The sequence below is a fragment of the Inquilinus limosus genome (assembly GCF_002195995.1).
Lineage (GTDB): Bacteria > Pseudomonadota > Alphaproteobacteria > DSM-16000 > Inquilinaceae > Inquilinus > Inquilinus limosus_C.
The window spans coordinates 1-17,502 of sequence record NZ_NHON01000056.1; the positions used below are offsets into that span (position 1 = coordinate 1).

Sequence of the window (17,502 nt, forward strand, 5' to 3'; positions counted from 1 at the left end):
TAGCGCACCAGCTCGCAGATCCGCGGGCTGCCGTCGACATGCGGGATGATCTTCAGCAGGAGTTCGGCGCCGCCAGGCCCTTCGCCTCCGCCGCCGGGTCCAGGGTGCGGTGCTTGTAGCCCATGGTGCCGGTGGCGATGCGGATCGAGCCGTAGTTCAGCGTGCCGACCAGCGTGTCGGTCTCCACCGCCAGGGTCGGCTGGGCCAGCTTCTTCGGGAAGCCCCACAACTCGCGCCCGCCGGCGATCGGCGGGTGGTCGTTCAGGAACATCTGGTGGGTGTAGCCGCCGGCCTGGCCCTGGTAGCGCACCGGGATCACCTGGCCGCTCTCGGTGTAGTCGCCGAAGCCGGTCGAATCCGGCATGCGGATGAACTCGTAATTCACCACCGGCTCGACGATCTCCAGCGGCTCCGGCACCACCCGGCGCAGCGCCTCGGGGTCGGTGCGGTAGCGGATGATGAAGTACTGGCGGTCGACGAAGCGATAAGGCCCGGGCGGGAAGGCCGGGCTGGTCAGCGGCATGGCGAAGGCGGTCTTCCGCACGGTCTCAGTATCCATCGCACTGCACCCAATGAAGCGGTCAATCGAACGGCCACAACCGGACGTTGCGACGCCCTGCCAGGGAGCTTCCGATCGCAACGGAAGACCCGGGTGACAGCGCGTTCGTCTCGTCGCGGCCAGTGTCGGGAGGAGAAAATCGCGGATTGCGGAGCCGCTCCACCATTGTGCCGGCCGGTAGTCGCGCACATCAAAGGTTGGGACACCCTAAACCTCGGCATAGGCCTGCCGGTGCCTGGAAGCCCGAAGATCGTGCTGAACCCCCTGGCGCTGCCGCACGCCATCCGCTGGGACAATTTCGCCCGGGCCTGGAAAGATGCGCGCTTCAGCCAGACCTTCGTCAACTCCGCCCTGCTGACCGGCGTGACCATTCTCCTGGACTGCACCACCGGGTCCGCCTCGGCCTATGTGCTGGCGCGGCGCGAGATCCGGCGCTGGAAGCTGGTCACCTTCTACTGCTCGGGTCGGTCACCCCGCCGATCCAGTTGTTCCTGTTCCTGCCCTGGCAGGTCTTCACCCGGCTGATGCTGCCGATCGTCATCCTGTTCCTGGCGCTGCAGCGCCGCTCCATCGAAGGCATGGCCGGCCGGCCAGCGGCATCGCACGGGAAGGCGCCCCCAACAGGGCGCAGCCATCTGTCGCTGTGATACACAGCATAGTTCCGTTATTTTATGCATATTGACGATCATATTTTAATGCATGACATTTGAAACCAAATCGCCTTGTGGATTATGAGGCGTCTCCAATCGCGCCGGATCGACACGACGATGGCCCCGACATCCGACATCCTGCCCATCTCCCCGCTTGCCCGGCTGCCCGGGAGCACGGCGGCGCAGGATGCGGCAGTCACGTCCGTGCTCGAAGGCGCCGCCTTCGCCGGTGCTCGCGGCTGGGTGCCGGCCACCAGCGGCAATTTCTCCGCCCGGGTCGATGCGGACAGCGTCGCCATCACCGCCACCGGCACGGACAAGGCCCGGCTGACCCGCGACAACATCATCATCGTCCAGCTGGAGAATCCGGCCCACCCGCGTGCGTCGGCCGAGGCACCGCTGCATGTCGATCTGTACCGGGCGTTCCCGGAGATCGCGGCGATCTTCCATGTGCACAGCCCGGCGGCGACGCTGCTGTCGCTGGCCGATGCCGGCCGGGGCGCGGTCCGGATCCAGGGCTTCGAGCTGCAGAAGGCGCTGGCGGGGGTGAAGACGCACGAGGTCGCGCTCGACATCCCGGTCTTCGCCAATTCGCAGGACATGGCGGTGCTGGGCCCGCAGGTGCTGGCGCGGCTGGGCGACGCCCCCGCAGTCCCCGGCTATCTGCTGGCCGGCCATGGGCTCTACGCCTGGGGCCGAACGCCGGCCGAGGCTCGGCGCCATCTCGAGGCGCTGGAGGTCCTGCTCGGCTTTGAATTCGAGCGACGGAGGCTGCAGCCGTGACCCGGCTTTATGTCTATGACGAAACCGACCCCGCGGCGCTGCTGGTGGATACCGAGGACGGTGGCTCGATCGCGCATGAGCTGAACGCCATCGGCGTGCGGTTCGAGCGCTGGGAAGCGAGCGCGCCGCTGCTGGCCGAAGCCGACCAGGAGGCCGTGATCGCGGCCTACCAGACGGAGATCGACCGGCTGAAGGCCGAATGCGGCTACAGAGCGGTCGACGTGGTGCGGATGCAGCCGGATCACCCGCAGCGCGAGGCCTTCCGCGAGAAGTTCCTGGACGAGCACACCCATAGCGAGGACGAGGTCCGGTTCTTCGTCGAGGGGTCCGGCGCCTTCTACCTGCGCAAGGCCGGCCGGGTGTTCAAGGTGGTGTGTACCAAGGACGACCTGATCAGCGTGCCGGCGGGCACCACCCATTGGTTCGACATGGGCCCGGCGCCGCGCTTCACCGCGATCCGCCTGTTCGAGAACAGCGACGGCTGGATCGCGAAATTCACCGGCGACACCATCGCCCGCCGCTTCCCGCTCTACGCCGGCTGACGGATGCCGGGGGGAGCACCGCTCTCCCCTCACCCTCCCGGCCCTGACGGGCCGGGCCCCTCCCTCTCCCCGAGGTGAGGGGACTCCGAGCCGCACTCCTTACACCTCCCCCCCGGGGAGAGGTCGAAATCGCGCAGCGATTTCGGGTGAGGGGGCTGGCACCGGACCATCCGCCCACGCTCGACGCCCGCGACCCTCAGGATCCACCGCCATGACCACCTACCGCGACCACACCTCTCCGTTCGGCCGCCGCCATTTCCTGGCCGGAGCCTCGGCCGGCGCCCTCGGGCTCGGCCTGTCCGGCGCGCCGCTCGGCCGCGCCTTCGCCCAGGCGAAGCGCTTCGACGGGCAGAGCCTGAACCTGATGATCATCCAGCCGCATGTCGTGGCCGGGCGATACCTGGTCGAGGCCTGGGAGACGCTGACCGGCGGCAAGGTCAACGTCACCGCCGTGCCCTATGACCAGCTGCAGGCCAAGGCGACGCTGGACGTCCAGTCCGGCACCAACAATTTCGACGTGATCGACTACTGGTACACCGGCGTCGGCGCCCTGGCGAATGACGGCATCATCGTCGACGTCACCGACCGGATCGAACGGGACAAGGCCGAGATCCAGCCCGACGACTATCTGCGCTCGATCTACGATCCCTACACCCTGGCCGACGGCAAGCGCTGGGGACTGCCCTATGACGGCGACAGCCACCTGCTGTTCTACAACACCGAGATCTTCGGCCGGCACGGGCTGAAGGCACCGACCACGTGGGACGAGTATCTGGAGCGGTCGACGGCAATCACCGAGGCCGAGAAGGCCAACGGCATCTACGGCGCCGCGGTGCTGGGCGGCAAGGCGCCGATCATCATCGGCGCGTCCTACACCAACCGCCTGGCCGGCTTCGGCGGCCGCTACCTGAAGGAGGACGGCTCCTCCGCCCTCGACGAGAGCGCGGCGGTCGAGGCGGCCAAGGCGCTGAAGGACGCGGCGCCATCGGCCCTGCCGACCCCCTTGGAGACGCGGTTCGAGGAAGGCCTGCCGGCCTTCCTGTCGGGCAAGGTGGCGATGATCGAGTTCTGGAGCGACCTCGGCGTCTATGCCCAGGACCCGAAGGGATCGAAGATCGTCGACAAATGGGATACGGTGCGGATCCCGGTGGGCGGTTCGAACAAGACCAGCCGGCTGGCGCTGAATTCCGGCTTCGCCTTCGCCATCTCCTCGGGCTCCGAGAAGCAGGAGCATGCCTGGGAGTTCATCAAATTCGCCACCAGCGCCAAGACCGGGCTCGGGCTGCTGCTGACCACCGGCAGCGGCATCGACCCGGACCGGACCTCGACCTTGAACGCACCGGAATACAAGGCTTTCGCACCGAAGGTGCAGACCGCGCTGGCCGGGGCGCTGGAGAACGGCCTGCCCTGGCCGAACGGCCCGGAATCGCCGCAGCTGATGCAGGTTCTGGCCGATGAGCTGGCGCTGATCCTGGCCGACCAGAAGGCGCCGGAGGAGGCGATCGCGGCGGCGCATGAGCAGTGGACCGCGATCATCGGTTCGTGATGGCCCTGGCGGAGAGCATCGACACGGCACGGACGGACGCGCCGGCGCGGCGCCGGCGGTGGCGGCTGGGCAATGCGTCCCTGGCCTCGCCGCTGGTGGTGACGCTGGTGCTGACCACGCTCTACCCGCTGGTGGCGCTGGTCGCCCTCTCGCTCAGCAAGAGCACGCTGGGCAAGCCGCTGCGCGACTGGGCCGGCATCGCCAATTTCACCCGGGTGCTGGGCGACCCGGCGTTCCTGGCCTCGCTGTGGCGCAGCGCCGCCTTCGCTTTCCCGATGGCGGCGGTGGAGCTGGTGCTGGGCCTGGCGCTGGCCCTGCTGTTCCACCGGCTGGTCAGGGCCGGACGGGTGTTCACCAGCCTGGCCCTCTTGCCGCTGATGACCCCGCCGGTGATGGTCGGCGTCGCCTGGAAGCTGATCTTCGCCGCCGATGGCGGCCTGCTGAACGGCTGGCTGCGCGCCGCCGGGCTGATCGACGCGCTGATGAGCTTCCTCGGCTCCTCCACCTGGGCCGCGGTCGCCATCGTCGTCGCCGACGCCTGGCAGTGGACGCCCTTCGTCGCCCTGCTCTGCTTCGCGGCGATCAAGGGCCTGTCGGAGGAGGTGATGGAGGCGGCGCGGCTGGACGGCGCCACGGCCTGGCAGCGCTTCCGCCACATCACCCTGCCGCTGCTGGTGCCGACGCTGGCCGCCGTGTTCCTGCTGCGGCTGGTGATGGCGTTCAAGCTGTTCGACCTGGTCTATGTGCTGACCTTCGGCGGCCCGGGCTTCGACACCACCACCTCCGGCTTCCAGATCTGGCGCCTGGCCTTCGAGCAGTTCGATGTCGGCCGCGCCGCCGCCGCCACGCTGGTCTTCACGGGCTTCGTCAGCCTGGTGATCTGGCCGGCCTCGCGCGCGGCGAAGCGGCTGGAGGCGCGGTTCTCATGAGCCTCGCCGTCAATCCGGCACGGCCGGAAGCGCCGCATCGCTGGTCCTGGATCGACCTCGTCGCCGTGCTGGTCGCCGCCGCCTTCCTGCTGCCGCTGGCCTATCTGCTCTCGGTCTCCTTCAAGTCGCCCGACCAGGTGCTGTCCGGCAGCTTCCTGCCGGAGGCGCCGACGCTGGCCAACTGGCCGGCCGCCTTCGGCGCCACAGCGCTGACCCGGTTCATCGTCAATTCGGTGCTGACCGCGGTGCTGGGCGGCGTGGTCACCATCCTGATCGCGCTGCCGGCGGCCTATGCCTGCCTGCGCCTGGACAAGGCCGGGGAGCGGCTGATCTCGATCGCCTTCGGCAGCTTCGTGGCGCCGCCGATCGTGGCCGCGATCCCGTTCTTCTTCCTCTTGAAGGCGGCCGGGCTGCTGAACAGCGTCATCGGCCTGGCCCTGGTCTACGGCCTGACCAATGTGCCGGTGGCGCTGTGGCTGCTGATCCCGTTCCTGCGCCGTATCCCGCGCGAGATCGAGGATGCCGCGGCGATCGACGGCGCCGGGCCGCTGCTGACCCTGGCCCGGGTGATCGCCCCGCTGGTCGCCCCCGGCATCGCCGCGACCGCGATCATCGTGGTCATCCTCGGCTACAACGAGTTCCTGTTCGCCTCGGTCTTCACCTTCGCCGACGAGACCCGGACGCTGACCGTCGGCATCTCGCTGTTCCAGGGCGACCGGCTGGTGAATTTCGGCCAGATGGCCGCGGCCTCGCTGGCCGGGATCGCGCCGATCTATCTCATCGCCCTCCTCGCCCAGCGCTGGCTGGTGGCGGGGCTGACCGAGGGGAGCGTGAAGTGAAAGCGGGCGGCTTCCGTGGTTGCCAGCGTTCGTCGCGTAACCTCTCCCGCCTGGCGGGAGAGGTCGGGCGCCCGCAGGGCGACCGGGTGAGGGCTGGCATCGGCCTCGACAAACTCCCCTCACCCGGAGCCGCTTCGCGTCTCCGACCTCTCCCGCAAGCGGGAGAGGCAACGATAACGGGCATCACCCGATGACTGCCGACACCAAACCCCGTGCCCTCGACACCGAAGCCGCCCGGACCTATCTCGCCGCCCATCCGCAGTTGGCGACGATCCTCGGCGGCGACCCGGAGGGCTGGGACATCCGTGAGGCCAGCGACGGTTTCCTCAACGTCGTCTTCCTGGTCCGCGGCCCGGCCGGCGGGCTGTGCCTGAAGCAGGCGCTGCCCTGGGTCCGCCATGCCGGCGAGAGCTGGCCGCTGCCGGACAACCGCGCCTTCTTCGAGCAATCCTATCTCGCCATCGTCGGGCCGCTGGCCGAGGGCGCACTGCCGAGGCTCCACCACTACGATCCCGGCCGCCAGATCCTGGCGATGGAGCTGCTGACGCCGCATGAGACCCTGCGCTATGCCCTGATCGAGGGCCGGCGCTTCCCCCGCGTCTCGGCCGATATCGGCGCCTTCGTCGCCCGCGCCTGCTATCGCACCTCGCCCTTCCACCAGCCGCTGGAGCAGGTGCGCGAGTGGCAGGCGCGCTTCGCCGCGGGGGTCGAGCTGCAGCGCATCACGCTCGACCTGATCTTCCAGGATGCCTATCGCGACAACCCGCGCAGCTCCTGGACCAGCCCGCAGTTGGACGACCTGGCTCATGGCTTCCGCGAGGACGTGCCGCTCAAGCGCGCCGCCGGCCGGCTGGCCCAGCGCTTCCTGACCGTGGGCCAGGCGCTGATCCATTGCGACCTGCACACCGCGGCGATCATGGTGACCGAGGCGGACACCAAGGTGATCGATCCGGAATTCGCCCTCTACGGCCCGATCGGCTTCGACCTCGGCGCCTATCTCGCCAATATCCTGATCAGCCACCTGGCCCAGCCCGGCCACGCCACCCCGGCGGACGACCGCACCGCCATGGCCGAATGGCTGCTGCAGCAGCCGGCGCTGCTGTGGGACAGCTTCAGCCGCACCTTCCGCCAGCTGTGGGAGAGCGAGGGCGGCGGCGACGCCTGGCACGACGACCTGTTCCCGAAGCCGGGCTCGGCCGCCCTGCTGCGGCCGGACTACGAGGCGCTGGAGACGGAGATCTTCGCCGACATGGTGGGATTCGCCGCGCTGAAGATGATCCGCCGGGTGTTCAGCTATGCCCATGTCGCCGACTTCCTGCGCATCGCCGACCCGGACCGCCGCGCCGCCTGCGAGCGCCGCGCCGTGCTGCTGGCCCGCCGCCTGCTGACGGAGCCCGAGCGTTTCCGGACGACAGACGATATCGTGGCGGCGACCCGCGCGGCCTGAGAGACCGAGATGACCCTGACCTTCCAGACCCACCCGATCGACCTGATCCTGCTCGACATCGAGGGCACGATCAGCTCGCAGCGCTATGTGCTGGACGTGCTGTACCCCTTCGCCCGCGACCGCATTCCGGTCTTCGTCGCCCGGCACCCGGACCATCCGGTGGTGCAGCGCGCGCTGAAGGAGACCGCGGAGCGGACCGGGCCCGGCCAGGACCCGGTGGCCGCGCTGATCGCCTGGCAGGACGCCGACCAGAAGGTGCCGCCCTTGAAGCTGCTGCAAGGGCTGGTGTGGGAGGAGGGCTACAAGGAAGGCGCCTTCAAGGGCCATATCTATGACGACGCGCATGCGGCGCTGGAGGGGTGGCGAAAGGCCGGCGTGCCGATGCACATCTTCTCCTCCGGCTCGGTCAAGGCGCAGGTCGAGTTCTTCCAGAACTCCAACCGCGGCGACCTGCGGCCCTATTTCGGCCGGCACTACGACACCGATATCGGCGCCAAGGTCGAGGCCGGATCCTACCGCAAGATCGCGGCTGATCTCGGCGCCACGCCCGACCGCATCCTGTTCCTGACCGACAATCCGCGCGAGGTCGCGGCGGCGCGGCAGGCCGGCCTCCACGTCGTCCAGGTCATTCGCGATCCTTCGGTCAAGCCGAACGAGGCCGATGCGCAGATCATCGCGGATTTCGACCAGCTGCATTCGCTGCTGCGGCAGGGGTAGCCGCCGCAGCTCCGGGCGAACGGCCGGAGGAAACCATGGCGGGATGCGCCTTTGTCGAATGGTGACGCTGCCGCGTCCTGCCGAGGATGTTCCAGCGATAGCCGATGATTTCACCGCTCTGTCAGGGAACAGATGGAGCGCAGACGTAGCTCGCAGCCGAAAGCTCGTCGCCGCCGACATATCTCGGATATTTCGGATAGCGGCACATCGGCCGCGCCGCCAGGACATCAAAGGGCGGGACGGCCGTCTTCACCGTCTGGATCAGCGCGTCGGCGGGCGGCTCGCCACCGGTGACCCAGCGGTCCAGCGGATCGAGCAGATCGACCATGGTCGGTACCGGCGTGCCGTCGGTCACGCTGACGGCCGGGCCGGTGTGGGTCGAGGCCGGCGAGATGTACAGCCGCGCGGACGCCTCCACGGTCTCATGACCAAGCTTCGCGATGACCGCGTTGAAGTAGTTGATACCGGCCAGCGGACTCTGCGCCAGATCGCCCATGTTCTCGCGGAGGATCAGCTTGCCGCCCCGGGCGAAGAAGGCGGATAGGTCGGGGTTCGACGAGTCGATAATCTCGGAGACCTGCTGCAACCGGGACTGGAAATCCTTCGGGTCGAAGCGGCTCGGATCGAGATCCGGGTCCTTCGCCACGAAGAAGCGCACGAAGTTGGCGCCGTACAGCCATTGCTGCGCCGCGCTCGACGGGTCCACCGAGACGCTCGGCGCCGCCGTCCCGGTGACCCATCGCGTCATCGTGGCGTTCTTCGGATCGGGGGTGGTCTCGTTGCCGTAGAGCCACTGCGGATAGGTGGCCAGCCCGTTCGCGACGGGGAACGGCAGGGTATAGGGCGAATGCACTGCCGAGACGGTTTCGATCTGCGCGTCGGACAGGCAGTGGCTTCCGGCATCGACGCCGTCCGGGCAGCGCAGCTTCGGCAGGTCGACCTGGGCCGGACAGGCGAGATAATTGTTGATCACCCCGTCGGCGAGCCCATCGAGCGCGTCGCAGGCATCCGAGACGAATTTCGCCAGGGTCACGACCTTGTCCGGCCCCATCCACCCGCCGCGAAGCTGGGGCCGCTGATGGGGGATGTAGGACTGGAACAGCATCGACAGCTGCACCACCGGGACGACGCTGACCACGCCGTCATAGTCGGCGGGGAAGCGCTGTGCCATGGTCAGCCCCTCGCGCCCGCCCTCGGACCCGCCGAAATAGTAGAGCCGGGAGGGCCCGCGCCGATAGAACGAGCGCATGACAGTCACGGCCACGTCCCTCACCTTCTTGTATGAGGCGTAGCCGTAGTTGATCAGCATCTCGTCATTGAGGCCGAACGCGCCGATGCGCTCCGGCGCGAAGGCCGACGCCTGATGCCCTGAATCCGTGCCGAGGGTAGCATAGCCGCGGATCAGCGGCAGCGGATCGCCGGGAGCGGCATCGCGCAACGGCGCCAACCCGGTGATCAGCGTGCCGTTGTAGCCGCCACCACCATACTGCAGCGCTTTGCCATTCCAGGCGATCGGCAGATTGACCTGGAAGGTGATCGGTTGTGCCGCGGGGTCGACCGGGGCGATGGCGCCCAGCACCGTGCAGTAGTCCGGCGTGGCCGGGACCGTCTTGCCATCGGATACCGATTGCGGCGCGGCCGGGACGAAGGTTGCGGAGACGATGACCGCCGGGCCGCTGGGCAGCCCGATGGCCGAGGGCGGAATGGCCTGCCCGGCGAGGCCGGGGCACGCCGCCTTCAACTCATCGGCGCCCGGTGCGTCGGTCTGCGCCTGGGCCGTACCCGCCACGCACACGATCGCCGCGACCGTGCAGAAGCGCACTCGACGGATCACCATCTTCATCCGGCTTCCCCGCGCAAAGAGTCGAACGGTGCACTCTCTCATGCCGCGGTCTCGGACATCGCGGCGATACTGGCAGCGGCAACCGGGGCCCCGCCCCGCAGCCGGCCCTTGGCCAGGATGCCGGCCGCGGCGATCAGCGCCGGGACCGCGGCGACGCTGAAGACGGCGGCGAGATCCCAGCCGAGGGAGAGCAGGACGCCGCCGACCATCGAGCCCAGGATCGAGCCGGCGCGGCCGACGGCATTGGCCCAGCTGACCCCGGTGGCGCGGCTGGCGGTCGGATAATAGGCGGCGGCCAGGGCGTTGATGCCGACCTGCGACCCGGCGACGCCGAAGCCGGCGCCGAAGATCCCCAGCATCAGCAGCCAGGGCGTGCCGGCGGCGCTGCCCAGCAGCAGGATGAAGACCGCGGCGCCGAAATAAGAGGCAGCGAGCACGCGGTGCGGCTCGAACCGGTCCATCAGCCGGCCGATGGCGACGGCGCCGATGGTACCGCCGGTGGCCAGCAGTGCCGCCATCAGCGAGGCCTGGCCGAGCGACCAGCCGGCACCGGTGATCAGCAGCGGCAGCCAGCTCGACAGCAGGTAGAACACCAGCAGGCTCATGAAGAAGCTCAGCCACAGGAACAGTGTGCCGGCGCCGCGGCCCTCGGCGAAGAGCTGCCCGACGGGCAGGCCCTTCGCCCTGCCGGCCCGGGCGAACTCCACGTCGGCGAAATCCTGGGCGGGAGCGATCTTGCGCAGCATCGCCGCGATGCGGTCGCTCCTCCCCTCCCGCAGCGTCAGGTAGCGGGCCGATTCCGGAAGGGCGAGCCAGAGCACCGGTACCAAAGCGAGCGGCAGCACGCCGCCCAGCACCAGCAGTCCCTGCCAGCCGGTGGCGGCGACGATCTGCGAGGCGGCCAGGCCGGCGACCGCCGAGCCGATGGTGAAGCCGCAGAACATCAGCGTGACCAGCGTCGAGCGCCGCCGTTCCGGGCAATACTCGGCGGTCAGGGTGATGGCGCTGGGCATGGCGCCGCCGAGGCCGAGGCCGGTGATGAAGCGCCACAGCGTCAGCTCCTCCACCGATCCGGCGGTGGCCGAAGCCAGGCTGGCGGCGCCGAAGCCGAGCGTGGTCAGGACCAGCACCGACTTCCGGCCGATCCGGTCGGCCAGCGGCCCGAACAGGAAGGCGCCGAGCATCAGCCCGAACAGGCCGGCGCCGAACAGCGGTGCCAGCTGCGCCGGGGTGGCGCCCCAATTGGCCTTCAACGCCGGGGCGATGAAGCCGATCGCCGCGGTGTCGAAGCCGTCGATCGCCACCACCAGGAAGCACAGGGCGACGACCGAGACCTGGAACCGCGACAGCGGGTGCGAATTGATGACGTCCTGGACGTCCACGAGACGCGGCTGCGCCATGGCAAAGACCTCCCTGGTGATTGTCGTTGGTTTGCAGCGGCGGCCGCGGGGCCGCCGGCCCTCAGCCGATCGCCGAGGGGTGCCGGGCGAGCGGGGTGACCTCAATGGCCATGAAGGGGAACAGCGGCAGGGTCGACAGGATCGAATGCAGCTCGTCGTGATCCTCGACGTCGAAGATGCTGACATTGGCGTATTGCCCGGCGACCCGCCACAGATACCGCCAGGTACCGGCACGCTGCAGGGCCTCGGCCCGCGCCTTCTCCTCGGCCTTCAGCCGCTCGAACCGGGCGGGGTCGACATCGTGCGGCACCCGCACATCCATTCTGACGTGGTAGAGCATGGGGTCCTCCGTCAGCCGCGGGCGTAGCGGCGCAGCTTGTCGCGGTCGAGCGTGACGCCGATGCCGGGGCCGGCCGGCAGCAGCACCTCGAAATCCTGGAAGCGCAGCGGTTCCACCGCCAGGTCGTCGGTCAGGATCTGCGGCCCGAAATGCTCGCAGCCCCAGCCCAGCTCGCGCAGGGTGGCGAAGGCCTGCAGATGCGCAGCGGCCCCGATCGAGCTTTCCAGCAGGCAGCCGCCATAGAGGCCGATGCCCGCCGCCTCGGCCACCGCCGCCACCTTGCGGGTGTTCAGCAGGCCGCCATGCTTGACCAGCTTCAGCGACACCACATCCGCGGCGGCGGCCTGGGCGACGGCCAGCATGTCATGGGCCGAGAACACGCATTCATCGGCCATCAGCGGCACGTCGGTGCGGGCCTTCAGCCGGGCCATGCCGGCGACGTTCCAGGCCGGCAGCGGCTGTTCCACCAGCCGCACGCCGAGATCGCCCAGCACCGGCAGGCAGCGGACGGCCGTGGTCTCGTCCCAGGCCTGGTTGGCGTCGACGATCAGGTCGGCCCGGTCGCCCAGCGCCCCGGCCAGGCGGCGCAGCCGGGCCAGGTCCGCCGCCGGATCCTGCGCCCCGATCTTGACCTTGAAGGTGCGGTGCAGCCGGGCGGCCAGCTTGCCCTCCGCCTCCTCGATTTCCTGGCCCGGATCGCCCGAGGCCAGGGTCCACAGCACCGGGAAGCGGTCGCGCACCACCCCGCCCAGCAGCAGGGCGGCGGGTACGCCCAAGGTTCGACCGACGGCGTCATACAGCGCGGTCTCGATCGCCGATTTGGCCGCGGTGTTGCGCTTCGCCGCCGCATCCATGCGCGCGCCCGCTGCCTCGAACCGGTCGGCGGGCTGGCCGATCAGCGCCGGGGCCAGGTAGCGGTCGATCGCGGCCTTGATGCTCTCGACGCTTTCCTCGCTCCAGCGCGGGCCGCCCAGCGTCGCCGCCTCGCCGATGCCCTCGGCGCCGTTGGCCAGCCGCAGCTCGACCACGACATAGCTCTGCGCCGTCACCGACAGCGAGGACAGCTTGTGCCGCCGCCGCGTCGGCACGTCGACGATGGTGCTGCGGATCTCGGCGACGGCGAGGTCGCGGGCGAGATCGCCGGCCGGCAGCGCCAGGGTATCGGGCATGATCGGAGCCTCGAGGGAGCAACGGGAAAGGTCAGGCCGCCTCGGCATGGGCGCGCTGCACGACCGTGCCCGGCGCGTTCCCGGCCTCGCGGTTGAGGACGAAGTCGAAGGTGATCCGGGCGAAGGGCGCGTTCAGGCCGCGGGCATGAATCTCGGCCGGGTCGTCGACCCGGTGCACCGCCGGGATCAGCCCGTCGCGGGTGGCGAAGGCGAAGTCGTCGTGGAGGTACGCGTCGCCGTCGATGTTGATCTGGGTGGTCAGCTTGCGGTGCCCCGGCGCGGAGACGAAGAAGTGGATATGCGCCGGGCGTCGGCCGTGTCGGCCGAGCCGGGTCAGCAGCGCCTGGGTCGGCCCGTCCGGCGGGCAGCCATAGCCGGCGGGCAGAATCGAGCGGAAGCGATAGCGCCCCTCGGCGTCGGTCTCGATGCGGCGGCGCAGGTTGAACTTCTCCTGCGACGGGTCGAAGAAGGAATAGCCACCCAGCGTGTTGGCGTGCCAGACATCGACGACGGCGCCCGCCACCGGGGTGCCGTCGGCGTCGCGCACCTGGCCGTCCATGAACAGCACCTCGCCCTGCTCGTTGCCGTCGTCCAGCCGGGCCTCGCCCTTCGACAGCGGTGCGCCGGCGACATAGAGCGGCCCCTCGATGGTGCGCGGCGTGCCGCCCTCGATGCCGGCCTTGCGCTCGGCCTCATCCAGCCGCAGGTCCAGGAACGTCTCCAGCCCGAGGCCCGGGACCAGCAGCCCGACCTCATTGGCCTGGCCCAGCCGGGTCAGGTAGGCGACGGCCGACCAGAACTCGCCCGGCTGCACGTCGAACTCCTCGACCGTGCGGAACAGGTCCGACACGACGCGGTGGACGATGCGCTTCAGCCGCTCGTCCCCGCCGACCTGGCCGAAGCCGGCGACCTTGTCGAGCAGCGACTTGACCTCTTGGGTGTTCAGCAGGCTCTCCGTCATGGCGTTCTCCTCCGTTGATCGCCGCTCGCGGCGGCCTTGTGCTGTCTTGGGTCGTCAGCCGAGATCCCCGCCGGCGACCGGCAGGGTGACGCCGGTGATGTAGGAGGCCTCGTCCGAGGCCAGGAACAGGATCGCCGCCGCCTGCTCCTCGGTGGAGCCGTAGCGATGCATCAGGCTGGAGGCGACGGTCTGGTCGACCACCTCGCGCCACCAGCCGGCCTCGCGCTCATCCGGCGGGGCCGGGTTGCGCGGGATGCGCCGCGGCGGCGCCTCGGTGCCGCCCGGGGCGACGCCGCAGACGCGGATGCCGTGCTCCGCATACTCGAAAGCCAGGCTGGCGGTGATGGCGTTCACCCCGCCCTTGGCCGCGCCATAGGGCACGCGGTTGACGCCGCGGGTGGCGACCGAGGAGACGTTGACGATCACGCCGCCGCCCTGGTCCAGCATCGCCGGCAGCACGGCGCGGCAGCCCCACAGCGTCGGGAACAGCGACCGGCGGATCTCCGCCTCGATCTGCGCCTCCTCGTATTCAGCGTAAGGCCGGGCCCAGATCGTGCCCCCGACATTGTTGACCAGGATGTCGACCCGCCCGAACCGGGCCCGCGCCCGCTCCACCGCGGTGACGGCGCCCGGATAGGTCTCGAGGTCGGCCACCACGGCCAGCGCCTCGGCGCCCCCGGCCTCTGCCTCGTGCCGCACCTCCCCGACCAGCTCGGACCGGTCGACCAGGACGACGCGCCCGCCCTCCCGCGCCAGCCGCAGGGCGACGCTGCGGCCGATGCCCTGCGCCGCGCCGGTCACCACGGCCACCTTGCCGGTGAAGCGGGCCATCATGCCGCCTGCCGGTGCGAGCCACCGGCGACGGCCGGCGCGCTGGGCGAGAACTTCTCATAGTGGAAGCTCTTGGGCGTCACGCCCTGCTCGCCGAGCCAGCCGCGGACGGCGTCGACCATCGGCGGCGGGCCGCAGAGATAGACATCGACATCGCCGCCATGGAGCTGCCCCGCCTCGATGTGACGGGTGACGTAGCCCTTGCGCGGGTGGGCGCTGTCCGCCGCCACGACGGTGGTGGCGAAGCTGAAGCCGGGGATGCGGGCGGCGAAATCCTCCAGCCGGTCGACCGCGACCAGGTCGGCATCGCCGGTGACGCCGTAGACCAGATGCACCGGATGCTCGCCGGTGCCGGTCTCGGCCAGTCGCCCGAGCATGGACAGGAACGGCGCCAGCCCGGTGCCGCCGGCCAGGAACAGCAGCGGCCGCCTGACCTCACGCAGGTAGAAGCTGCCCTCCGGCCCGCTGAAGCCGATCGCCGTGCCGGGCTCGGCCCGGTCGCGCAGGAAGCCGCTCATCAGCCCGCCCGGGATGTCGCGGACCAGGAAGGACAGCCGGTCCGATCCCGGCGCCGAGCTGAAGGAATAGGTCCGTCGCTCGTCGGTGCCGGGCACCTGGATGTTGACGTATTGCCCGGGCAGGAAGCCGAAGTCCTCCACCCCCTCCAGCGAGAAGGCGACGGTGGTGTCGGACAGCCGGTCGACCGACACGAGACGGGTCTCGACCGCCTGGCGGCTGGTCTTGCACATCTGCGACGAGGCGGCGACGGCGACCACCATGTCGCCCTTCGGCCGGGCCTGGCAGGCCAGGGCCAGGCCTTCGGCCGCCTCCTCCGCCGTCAACGCGTCGTCGATATAGAAGCCGCCGTCAAAGGCGCCGGCTTCGACCCGGCATTTGCAGGTGCCGCAGGCGCCGTCGCGGCAATCCAGCGGGATGTTGATGCCGGCGCGGTACGAGGCGTCGGCGACGGTCTCGCCGGGACGCGCCTCGACGAAGCGGGTGACGCCGTCCTCGAAATTCAGCGCGATGGTGTGGCTCATGGTCCGATCCTCCGGCCGCGCCCAAATCACACGTGATAGATGTCGATGACGTGGTGGATGTAGTCGTTCTTCAGCACGATCTTCTTGCGGGTGATCCGCGGCTCCGGCCCGGTGGTGTCGAGCGTGTAGAAGGAGGTGCCGAAATAGGTGTCGACGGTCTTGTAGCGGTAGCTGAGGGTGACCCAGTTGAAGCGCAGCCGGCACTCGCCGCCGCCCTGCTCCAGGATCTCGACATTGCTGATGCCGTGCCCGGTCCGCGGCTCCGGCAGGCTGGTGGCGCTGGACCGCTCGGTGCGGATGCGGAAGACGCGGTCCTCCAGCCCGTCCTTGTTGCCGTACCAGATCAGCGAGATCTCGGATTGCGGGTCGGTGACCAGCTCGTCGTCATCGTCCCAGGCCGGCATCCAGAACTCGACCTCCGGCGCGTAGAGCGCCAGCCAGGCATCCCAGTCGCGGTCGTCCAGGTAGCGGGCCTCGCGATACAGGAACTGCTGCACCGCCTCGACCGACAGCCTCTCGATCACGGCAGTCATCGCCCGCCCTCCGCCTCGGCCGCGGCGGCGCGCTGCATCGTCTCCAGCCAGTGCCTGTGCTGCAGGACGAACAGGCCCTCATCCTCGGTGCGCACGCCGCTCATCAGCGGCCGCATGCCGATCGCCTCGGCGGCGGGGTCGGCGCCCTGGATCCAGTGGGCGGCGCCGCGGCTGAGGTCGTTCCAGCGCGCCGCCCGGCCCTGATAGGACATCTGGCAGGCGCGGAACTCCTCCAGGTCGTCCGGCGTCGCCATGCCGCTGGCGTTGAAGAAATCCTCGTATTGCCGGATGCGGTGGGCGCGCGCCTGCGGGTCCTCGCCCTTCGGCGCGATGCAGTAGATCGTGACCTCGGTCCTGTCGACCGCGATCGGCCGGTAGTGCCGGATCTGCGAGCTGAACTGGTCCATCAGGTAGACGTTCGGGTACAGGCAGAGGTTGCGCGACCGCCGCACCATCCACTCCGCCCGCGCCTCGCCGAACCGCTCCGTCAGCTCCTCGCGCCGCTCCCAGTTCGGGCGGTCCTCGGGGTTGGCCCAGTTGGTCCACAGCAGCAGGTGGCCGTTCTCGAAGGAGTAGAAGCCGCCGCCCTGCTTGGCCCAGCCGCCGGCATCCATGGCGCGGACGCAGTCGACCTTCTCGGCCTCCTTGCGCCGGCCGGTGGTGGCCGCGTAGTTCCAGTGCACCGCGCTGACGTGATAGCCGTCGGCGCCGTTCTCGGTCTGCAGCTTCCAGTTGCCGTCATAGACATAGGTCGAGGCGCCGCGCAGCACCTCCAGCCCGTCCGGCGACTGGTCGACGATCAGGTCGATCACCTTCGCCGCCTCGCCCAGATGCTCGGCCAGCGGCGCGACATCGGGGTTCAGGCTGCCGAACAGGAAGCCGCGATAGGAATCGAAGCGCGCCACCCGGGTCAGGTCGTGCGACCCGTCGCAGTTGAAGCCCTCGGGATAGCCGGCGCCGTCCGGGTCCTTCACCTTCAGGAGCTTGCCCGCATTGCTGAAGGTCCAGCCGTGGAACGGGCAGGTGAAGGTCGACTTCGTGCCGCGCTTGAACCGGCACAGCATGGCGCCGCGATGGCTGCAGGCGTTGATGAAGGCGTTCAGCTCGCCGCCGCGGCTGCGGGTGATGACGACGGGCTGCCGGCCGATCGTGGTGGTGAAATAGTCGTTCGGGTTCGGGATCTGGCTCTCATGCGCCAGGTAGATCCAGTTGCCCTCGAAGATGTGCTTCATCTCGAGCTCGAACAGCTCCGGATCGGTGAAGATGTCGCGGGCGCAGCGATAGAGGCCGGCGGCCTTGTCCTCGACCAGCGCGGCATCGAGGACCTGGCGGGCGGTGTCGAGCATGCGCGTCTCTCCCCTGGGCTCTGCCCG

19 protein-coding genes are annotated in these 17,502 nt (G+C 69.6%); 9 read left to right on the plus strand and 10 right to left on the minus strand.

Annotation, left to right across the window (positions count from 1 at the left end; all coding sequences use genetic code 11):
* Positions 1-52 precede the first annotated feature (52 nt).
* Positions 53-559: an acetoacetate decarboxylase gene (locus BWR60_RS24280; protein ID WP_429913041.1), complete on the minus strand. Its 507-nt coding sequence runs from the start codon at positions 557-559 to the stop codon at positions 53-55.
* Positions 560-811: 252 nt separating this feature from the next.
* Between BWR60_RS24280 and BWR60_RS36510 the strand changes: the two genes are divergently transcribed.
* The 9 genes from BWR60_RS36510 (at position 812) to mtnC (ending at position 8,012) form a co-directional block, all read left to right on the plus strand.
* On the plus strand, positions 812-1,084 hold the full coding sequence (locus tag BWR60_RS36510) for a hypothetical protein (protein ID WP_144445734.1): 273 nt from the start codon (positions 812-814) through the stop codon (positions 1,082-1,084).
* The gene (locus BWR60_RS38740; protein ID WP_275542399.1) at positions 1,084-1,206 is read left to right on the plus strand and encodes a hypothetical protein; all 123 of its coding nucleotides are present in this window, start codon (positions 1,084-1,086) and stop codon (positions 1,204-1,206) included. Before BWR60_RS36510 ends, BWR60_RS38740 begins: the two co-directional genes overlap by 1 nt.
* Positions 1,207-1,326: 120 nt before the next feature.
* Positions 1,327-1,992, plus strand: coding sequence for a methylthioribulose 1-phosphate dehydratase (gene mtnB, locus BWR60_RS24285; RefSeq protein ID WP_088153797.1), 666 nt, complete (start codon positions 1,327-1,329; stop codon positions 1,990-1,992).
* Positions 1,989-2,534: a 1,2-dihydroxy-3-keto-5-methylthiopentene dioxygenase gene (locus tag BWR60_RS24290; RefSeq protein ID WP_088153799.1), complete on the plus strand. Its 546-nt coding sequence runs from the start codon at positions 1,989-1,991 to the stop codon at positions 2,532-2,534. Before mtnB ends, BWR60_RS24290 begins: the two co-directional genes overlap by 4 nt.
* A 211-nt stretch (positions 2,535-2,745) precedes the next feature.
* On the plus strand, positions 2,746-4,080 hold the full coding sequence (locus tag BWR60_RS24295) for an ABC transporter substrate-binding protein (RefSeq protein WP_088153801.1): 1,335 nt from the start codon (positions 2,746-2,748) through the stop codon (positions 4,078-4,080).
* Complete coding sequence (locus BWR60_RS24300; RefSeq protein WP_218823652.1) at positions 4,056-5,009, plus strand: carbohydrate ABC transporter permease; 954 nt, start codon at positions 4,056-4,058, stop codon at positions 5,007-5,009. The genes BWR60_RS24295 and BWR60_RS24300 overlap by 25 nt, the downstream gene beginning before the upstream one ends.
* Positions 5,006-5,848 (plus strand): carbohydrate ABC transporter permease, encoded by an 843-nt coding sequence (locus tag BWR60_RS24305; RefSeq protein WP_088153803.1) that lies wholly within the window; start codon positions 5,006-5,008, stop codon positions 5,846-5,848. Before BWR60_RS24300 ends, BWR60_RS24305 begins: the two co-directional genes overlap by 4 nt.
* A gap of 190 nt (positions 5,849-6,038) precedes the next feature.
* Positions 6,039-7,295 carry an S-methyl-5-thioribose kinase gene (gene mtnK, locus BWR60_RS24310; RefSeq protein ID WP_088153805.1) on the plus strand — a complete coding sequence of 419 codons (1,257 nt, stop codon included), beginning with the start codon at positions 6,039-6,041 and terminating at the stop codon, positions 7,293-7,295.
* Positions 7,296-7,304: 9 nt separating this feature from the next.
* On the plus strand, positions 7,305-8,012 hold the full coding sequence (gene mtnC / locus BWR60_RS24315) for an acireductone synthase (protein ID WP_088153806.1): 708 nt from the start codon (positions 7,305-7,307) through the stop codon (positions 8,010-8,012).
* Positions 8,013-8,133: 121 nt separating this feature from the next.
* Here mtnC and BWR60_RS24320 read toward each other — a convergent pair whose 3' ends face one another.
* The 9 genes from BWR60_RS24320 to benA all read right to left on the minus strand — a co-directional run bounded on the left by BWR60_RS24320 (position 8,134) and on the right by benA (position 17,475).
* Positions 8,134-9,855 (minus strand): tannase/feruloyl esterase family alpha/beta hydrolase, encoded by a 1,722-nt coding sequence (locus BWR60_RS24320; RefSeq protein WP_179221932.1) that lies wholly within the window; start codon positions 9,853-9,855, stop codon positions 8,134-8,136.
* Positions 9,856-9,893: 38 nt separating this feature from the next.
* Positions 9,894-11,255 carry an MFS transporter gene (locus BWR60_RS24325; RefSeq protein ID WP_088153810.1) on the minus strand — a complete coding sequence of 454 codons (1,362 nt, stop codon included), beginning with the start codon at positions 11,253-11,255 and terminating at the stop codon, positions 9,894-9,896.
* 61 nt (positions 11,256-11,316) lie between these two features.
* Positions 11,317-11,595, minus strand: a complete 279-nt coding sequence (gene catC / locus BWR60_RS24330) for a muconolactone Delta-isomerase (protein WP_088153812.1) — start codon at positions 11,593-11,595, stop codon at positions 11,317-11,319.
* 11 nt (positions 11,596-11,606) lie between these two features.
* Positions 11,607-12,764 carry a muconate/chloromuconate family cycloisomerase gene (locus BWR60_RS24335; protein WP_088153814.1) on the minus strand — a complete coding sequence of 386 codons (1,158 nt, stop codon included), beginning with the start codon at positions 12,762-12,764 and terminating at the stop codon, positions 11,607-11,609.
* A 31-nt stretch (positions 12,765-12,795) separates the two neighbouring features.
* Positions 12,796-13,725 carry a catechol 1,2-dioxygenase gene (gene catA / locus BWR60_RS24340; protein ID WP_088153816.1) on the minus strand — a complete coding sequence of 310 codons (930 nt, stop codon included), beginning with the start codon at positions 13,723-13,725 and terminating at the stop codon, positions 12,796-12,798.
* A 54-nt stretch (positions 13,726-13,779) separates the two neighbouring features.
* Positions 13,780-14,556, minus strand: a complete 777-nt coding sequence (locus tag BWR60_RS24345) for a 1,6-dihydroxycyclohexa-2,4-diene-1-carboxylate dehydrogenase (protein WP_275542400.1) — start codon at positions 14,554-14,556, stop codon at positions 13,780-13,782.
* Positions 14,556-15,596 (minus strand): benzoate 1,2-dioxygenase electron transfer component BenC, encoded by a 1,041-nt coding sequence (gene benC / locus BWR60_RS24350; protein WP_088153819.1) that lies wholly within the window; start codon positions 15,594-15,596, stop codon positions 14,556-14,558. Before benC ends, BWR60_RS24345 begins: the two co-directional genes overlap by 1 nt.
* Positions 15,597-15,622: 26 nt before the next feature.
* Entirely contained in the window at positions 15,623-16,129 is a 507-nt protein-coding gene (gene benB / locus BWR60_RS24355; RefSeq protein WP_088153821.1) for a benzoate 1,2-dioxygenase small subunit, read from the minus strand.
* Positions 16,126-17,475, minus strand: a complete 1,350-nt coding sequence (gene benA, locus BWR60_RS24360) for a benzoate 1,2-dioxygenase large subunit (protein WP_088153823.1) — start codon at positions 17,473-17,475, stop codon at positions 16,126-16,128. The genes benB and benA overlap by 4 nt, the downstream gene beginning before the upstream one ends.
* Between the last annotated feature and the right edge of the window lie 27 nt (positions 17,476-17,502).

What these genes read in the sequence shown, in the direction of transcription:
- catA (WP_088153816.1), bottom strand. Translation starts at nt 13,725, where the DNA reads ATGACGGAGAGCCTGCTGAACACCCAAGAGGTCAAGTCGCTGCTCGAC.
- benB (WP_088153821.1), bottom strand. Translation starts at nt 16,129, where the DNA reads ATGACTGCCGTGATCGAGAGGCTGTCGGTCGAGGCGGTGCAGCAGTTC.
- BWR60_RS24305 (WP_088153803.1), top strand. Translation starts at nt 5,006, where the DNA reads ATGAGCCTCGCCGTCAATCCGGCACGGCCGGAAGCGCCGCATCGCTGG.
- catC (WP_088153812.1), bottom strand. Translation starts at nt 11,595, where the DNA reads ATGCTCTACCACGTCAGAATGGATGTGCGGGTGCCGCACGATGTCGAC.
- BWR60_RS24325 (WP_088153810.1), bottom strand. Translation starts at nt 11,255, where the DNA reads ATGGCGCAGCCGCGTCTCGTGGACGTCCAGGACGTCATCAATTCGCAC.
- BWR60_RS24335 (WP_088153814.1), bottom strand. Translation starts at nt 12,764, where the DNA reads ATGCCCGATACCCTGGCGCTGCCGGCCGGCGATCTCGCCCGCGACCTC.
- BWR60_RS38740 (WP_275542399.1), top strand. Translation starts at nt 1,084, where the DNA reads ATGCTGCCGATCGTCATCCTGTTCCTGGCGCTGCAGCGCCGCTCCATC.
- benA (WP_088153823.1), bottom strand. Translation starts at nt 17,475, where the DNA reads ATGCTCGACACCGCCCGCCAGGTCCTCGATGCCGCGCTGGTCGAGGAC.
- benC (WP_088153819.1), bottom strand. Translation starts at nt 15,596, where the DNA reads ATGAGCCACACCATCGCGCTGAATTTCGAGGACGGCGTCACCCGCTTC.
- BWR60_RS24280 (WP_429913041.1), bottom strand. Translation starts at nt 559, where the DNA reads ATGGATACTGAGACCGTGCGGAAGACCGCCTTCGCCATGCCGCTGACC.
- BWR60_RS24345 (WP_275542400.1), bottom strand. Translation starts at nt 14,556, where the DNA reads ATGGCCCGCTTCACCGGCAAGGTGGCCGTGGTGACCGGCGCGGCGCAG.
- BWR60_RS24320 (WP_179221932.1), bottom strand. Translation starts at nt 9,855, where the DNA reads ATGAAGATGGTGATCCGTCGAGTGCGCTTCTGCACGGTCGCGGCGATC.
- mtnK (WP_088153805.1), top strand. Translation starts at nt 6,039, where the DNA reads ATGACTGCCGACACCAAACCCCGTGCCCTCGACACCGAAGCCGCCCGG.
- mtnC (WP_088153806.1), top strand. Translation starts at nt 7,305, where the DNA reads ATGACCCTGACCTTCCAGACCCACCCGATCGACCTGATCCTGCTCGAC.
- mtnB (WP_088153797.1), top strand. Translation starts at nt 1,327, where the DNA reads ATGGCCCCGACATCCGACATCCTGCCCATCTCCCCGCTTGCCCGGCTG.
- BWR60_RS24295 (WP_088153801.1), top strand. Translation starts at nt 2,746, where the DNA reads ATGACCACCTACCGCGACCACACCTCTCCGTTCGGCCGCCGCCATTTC.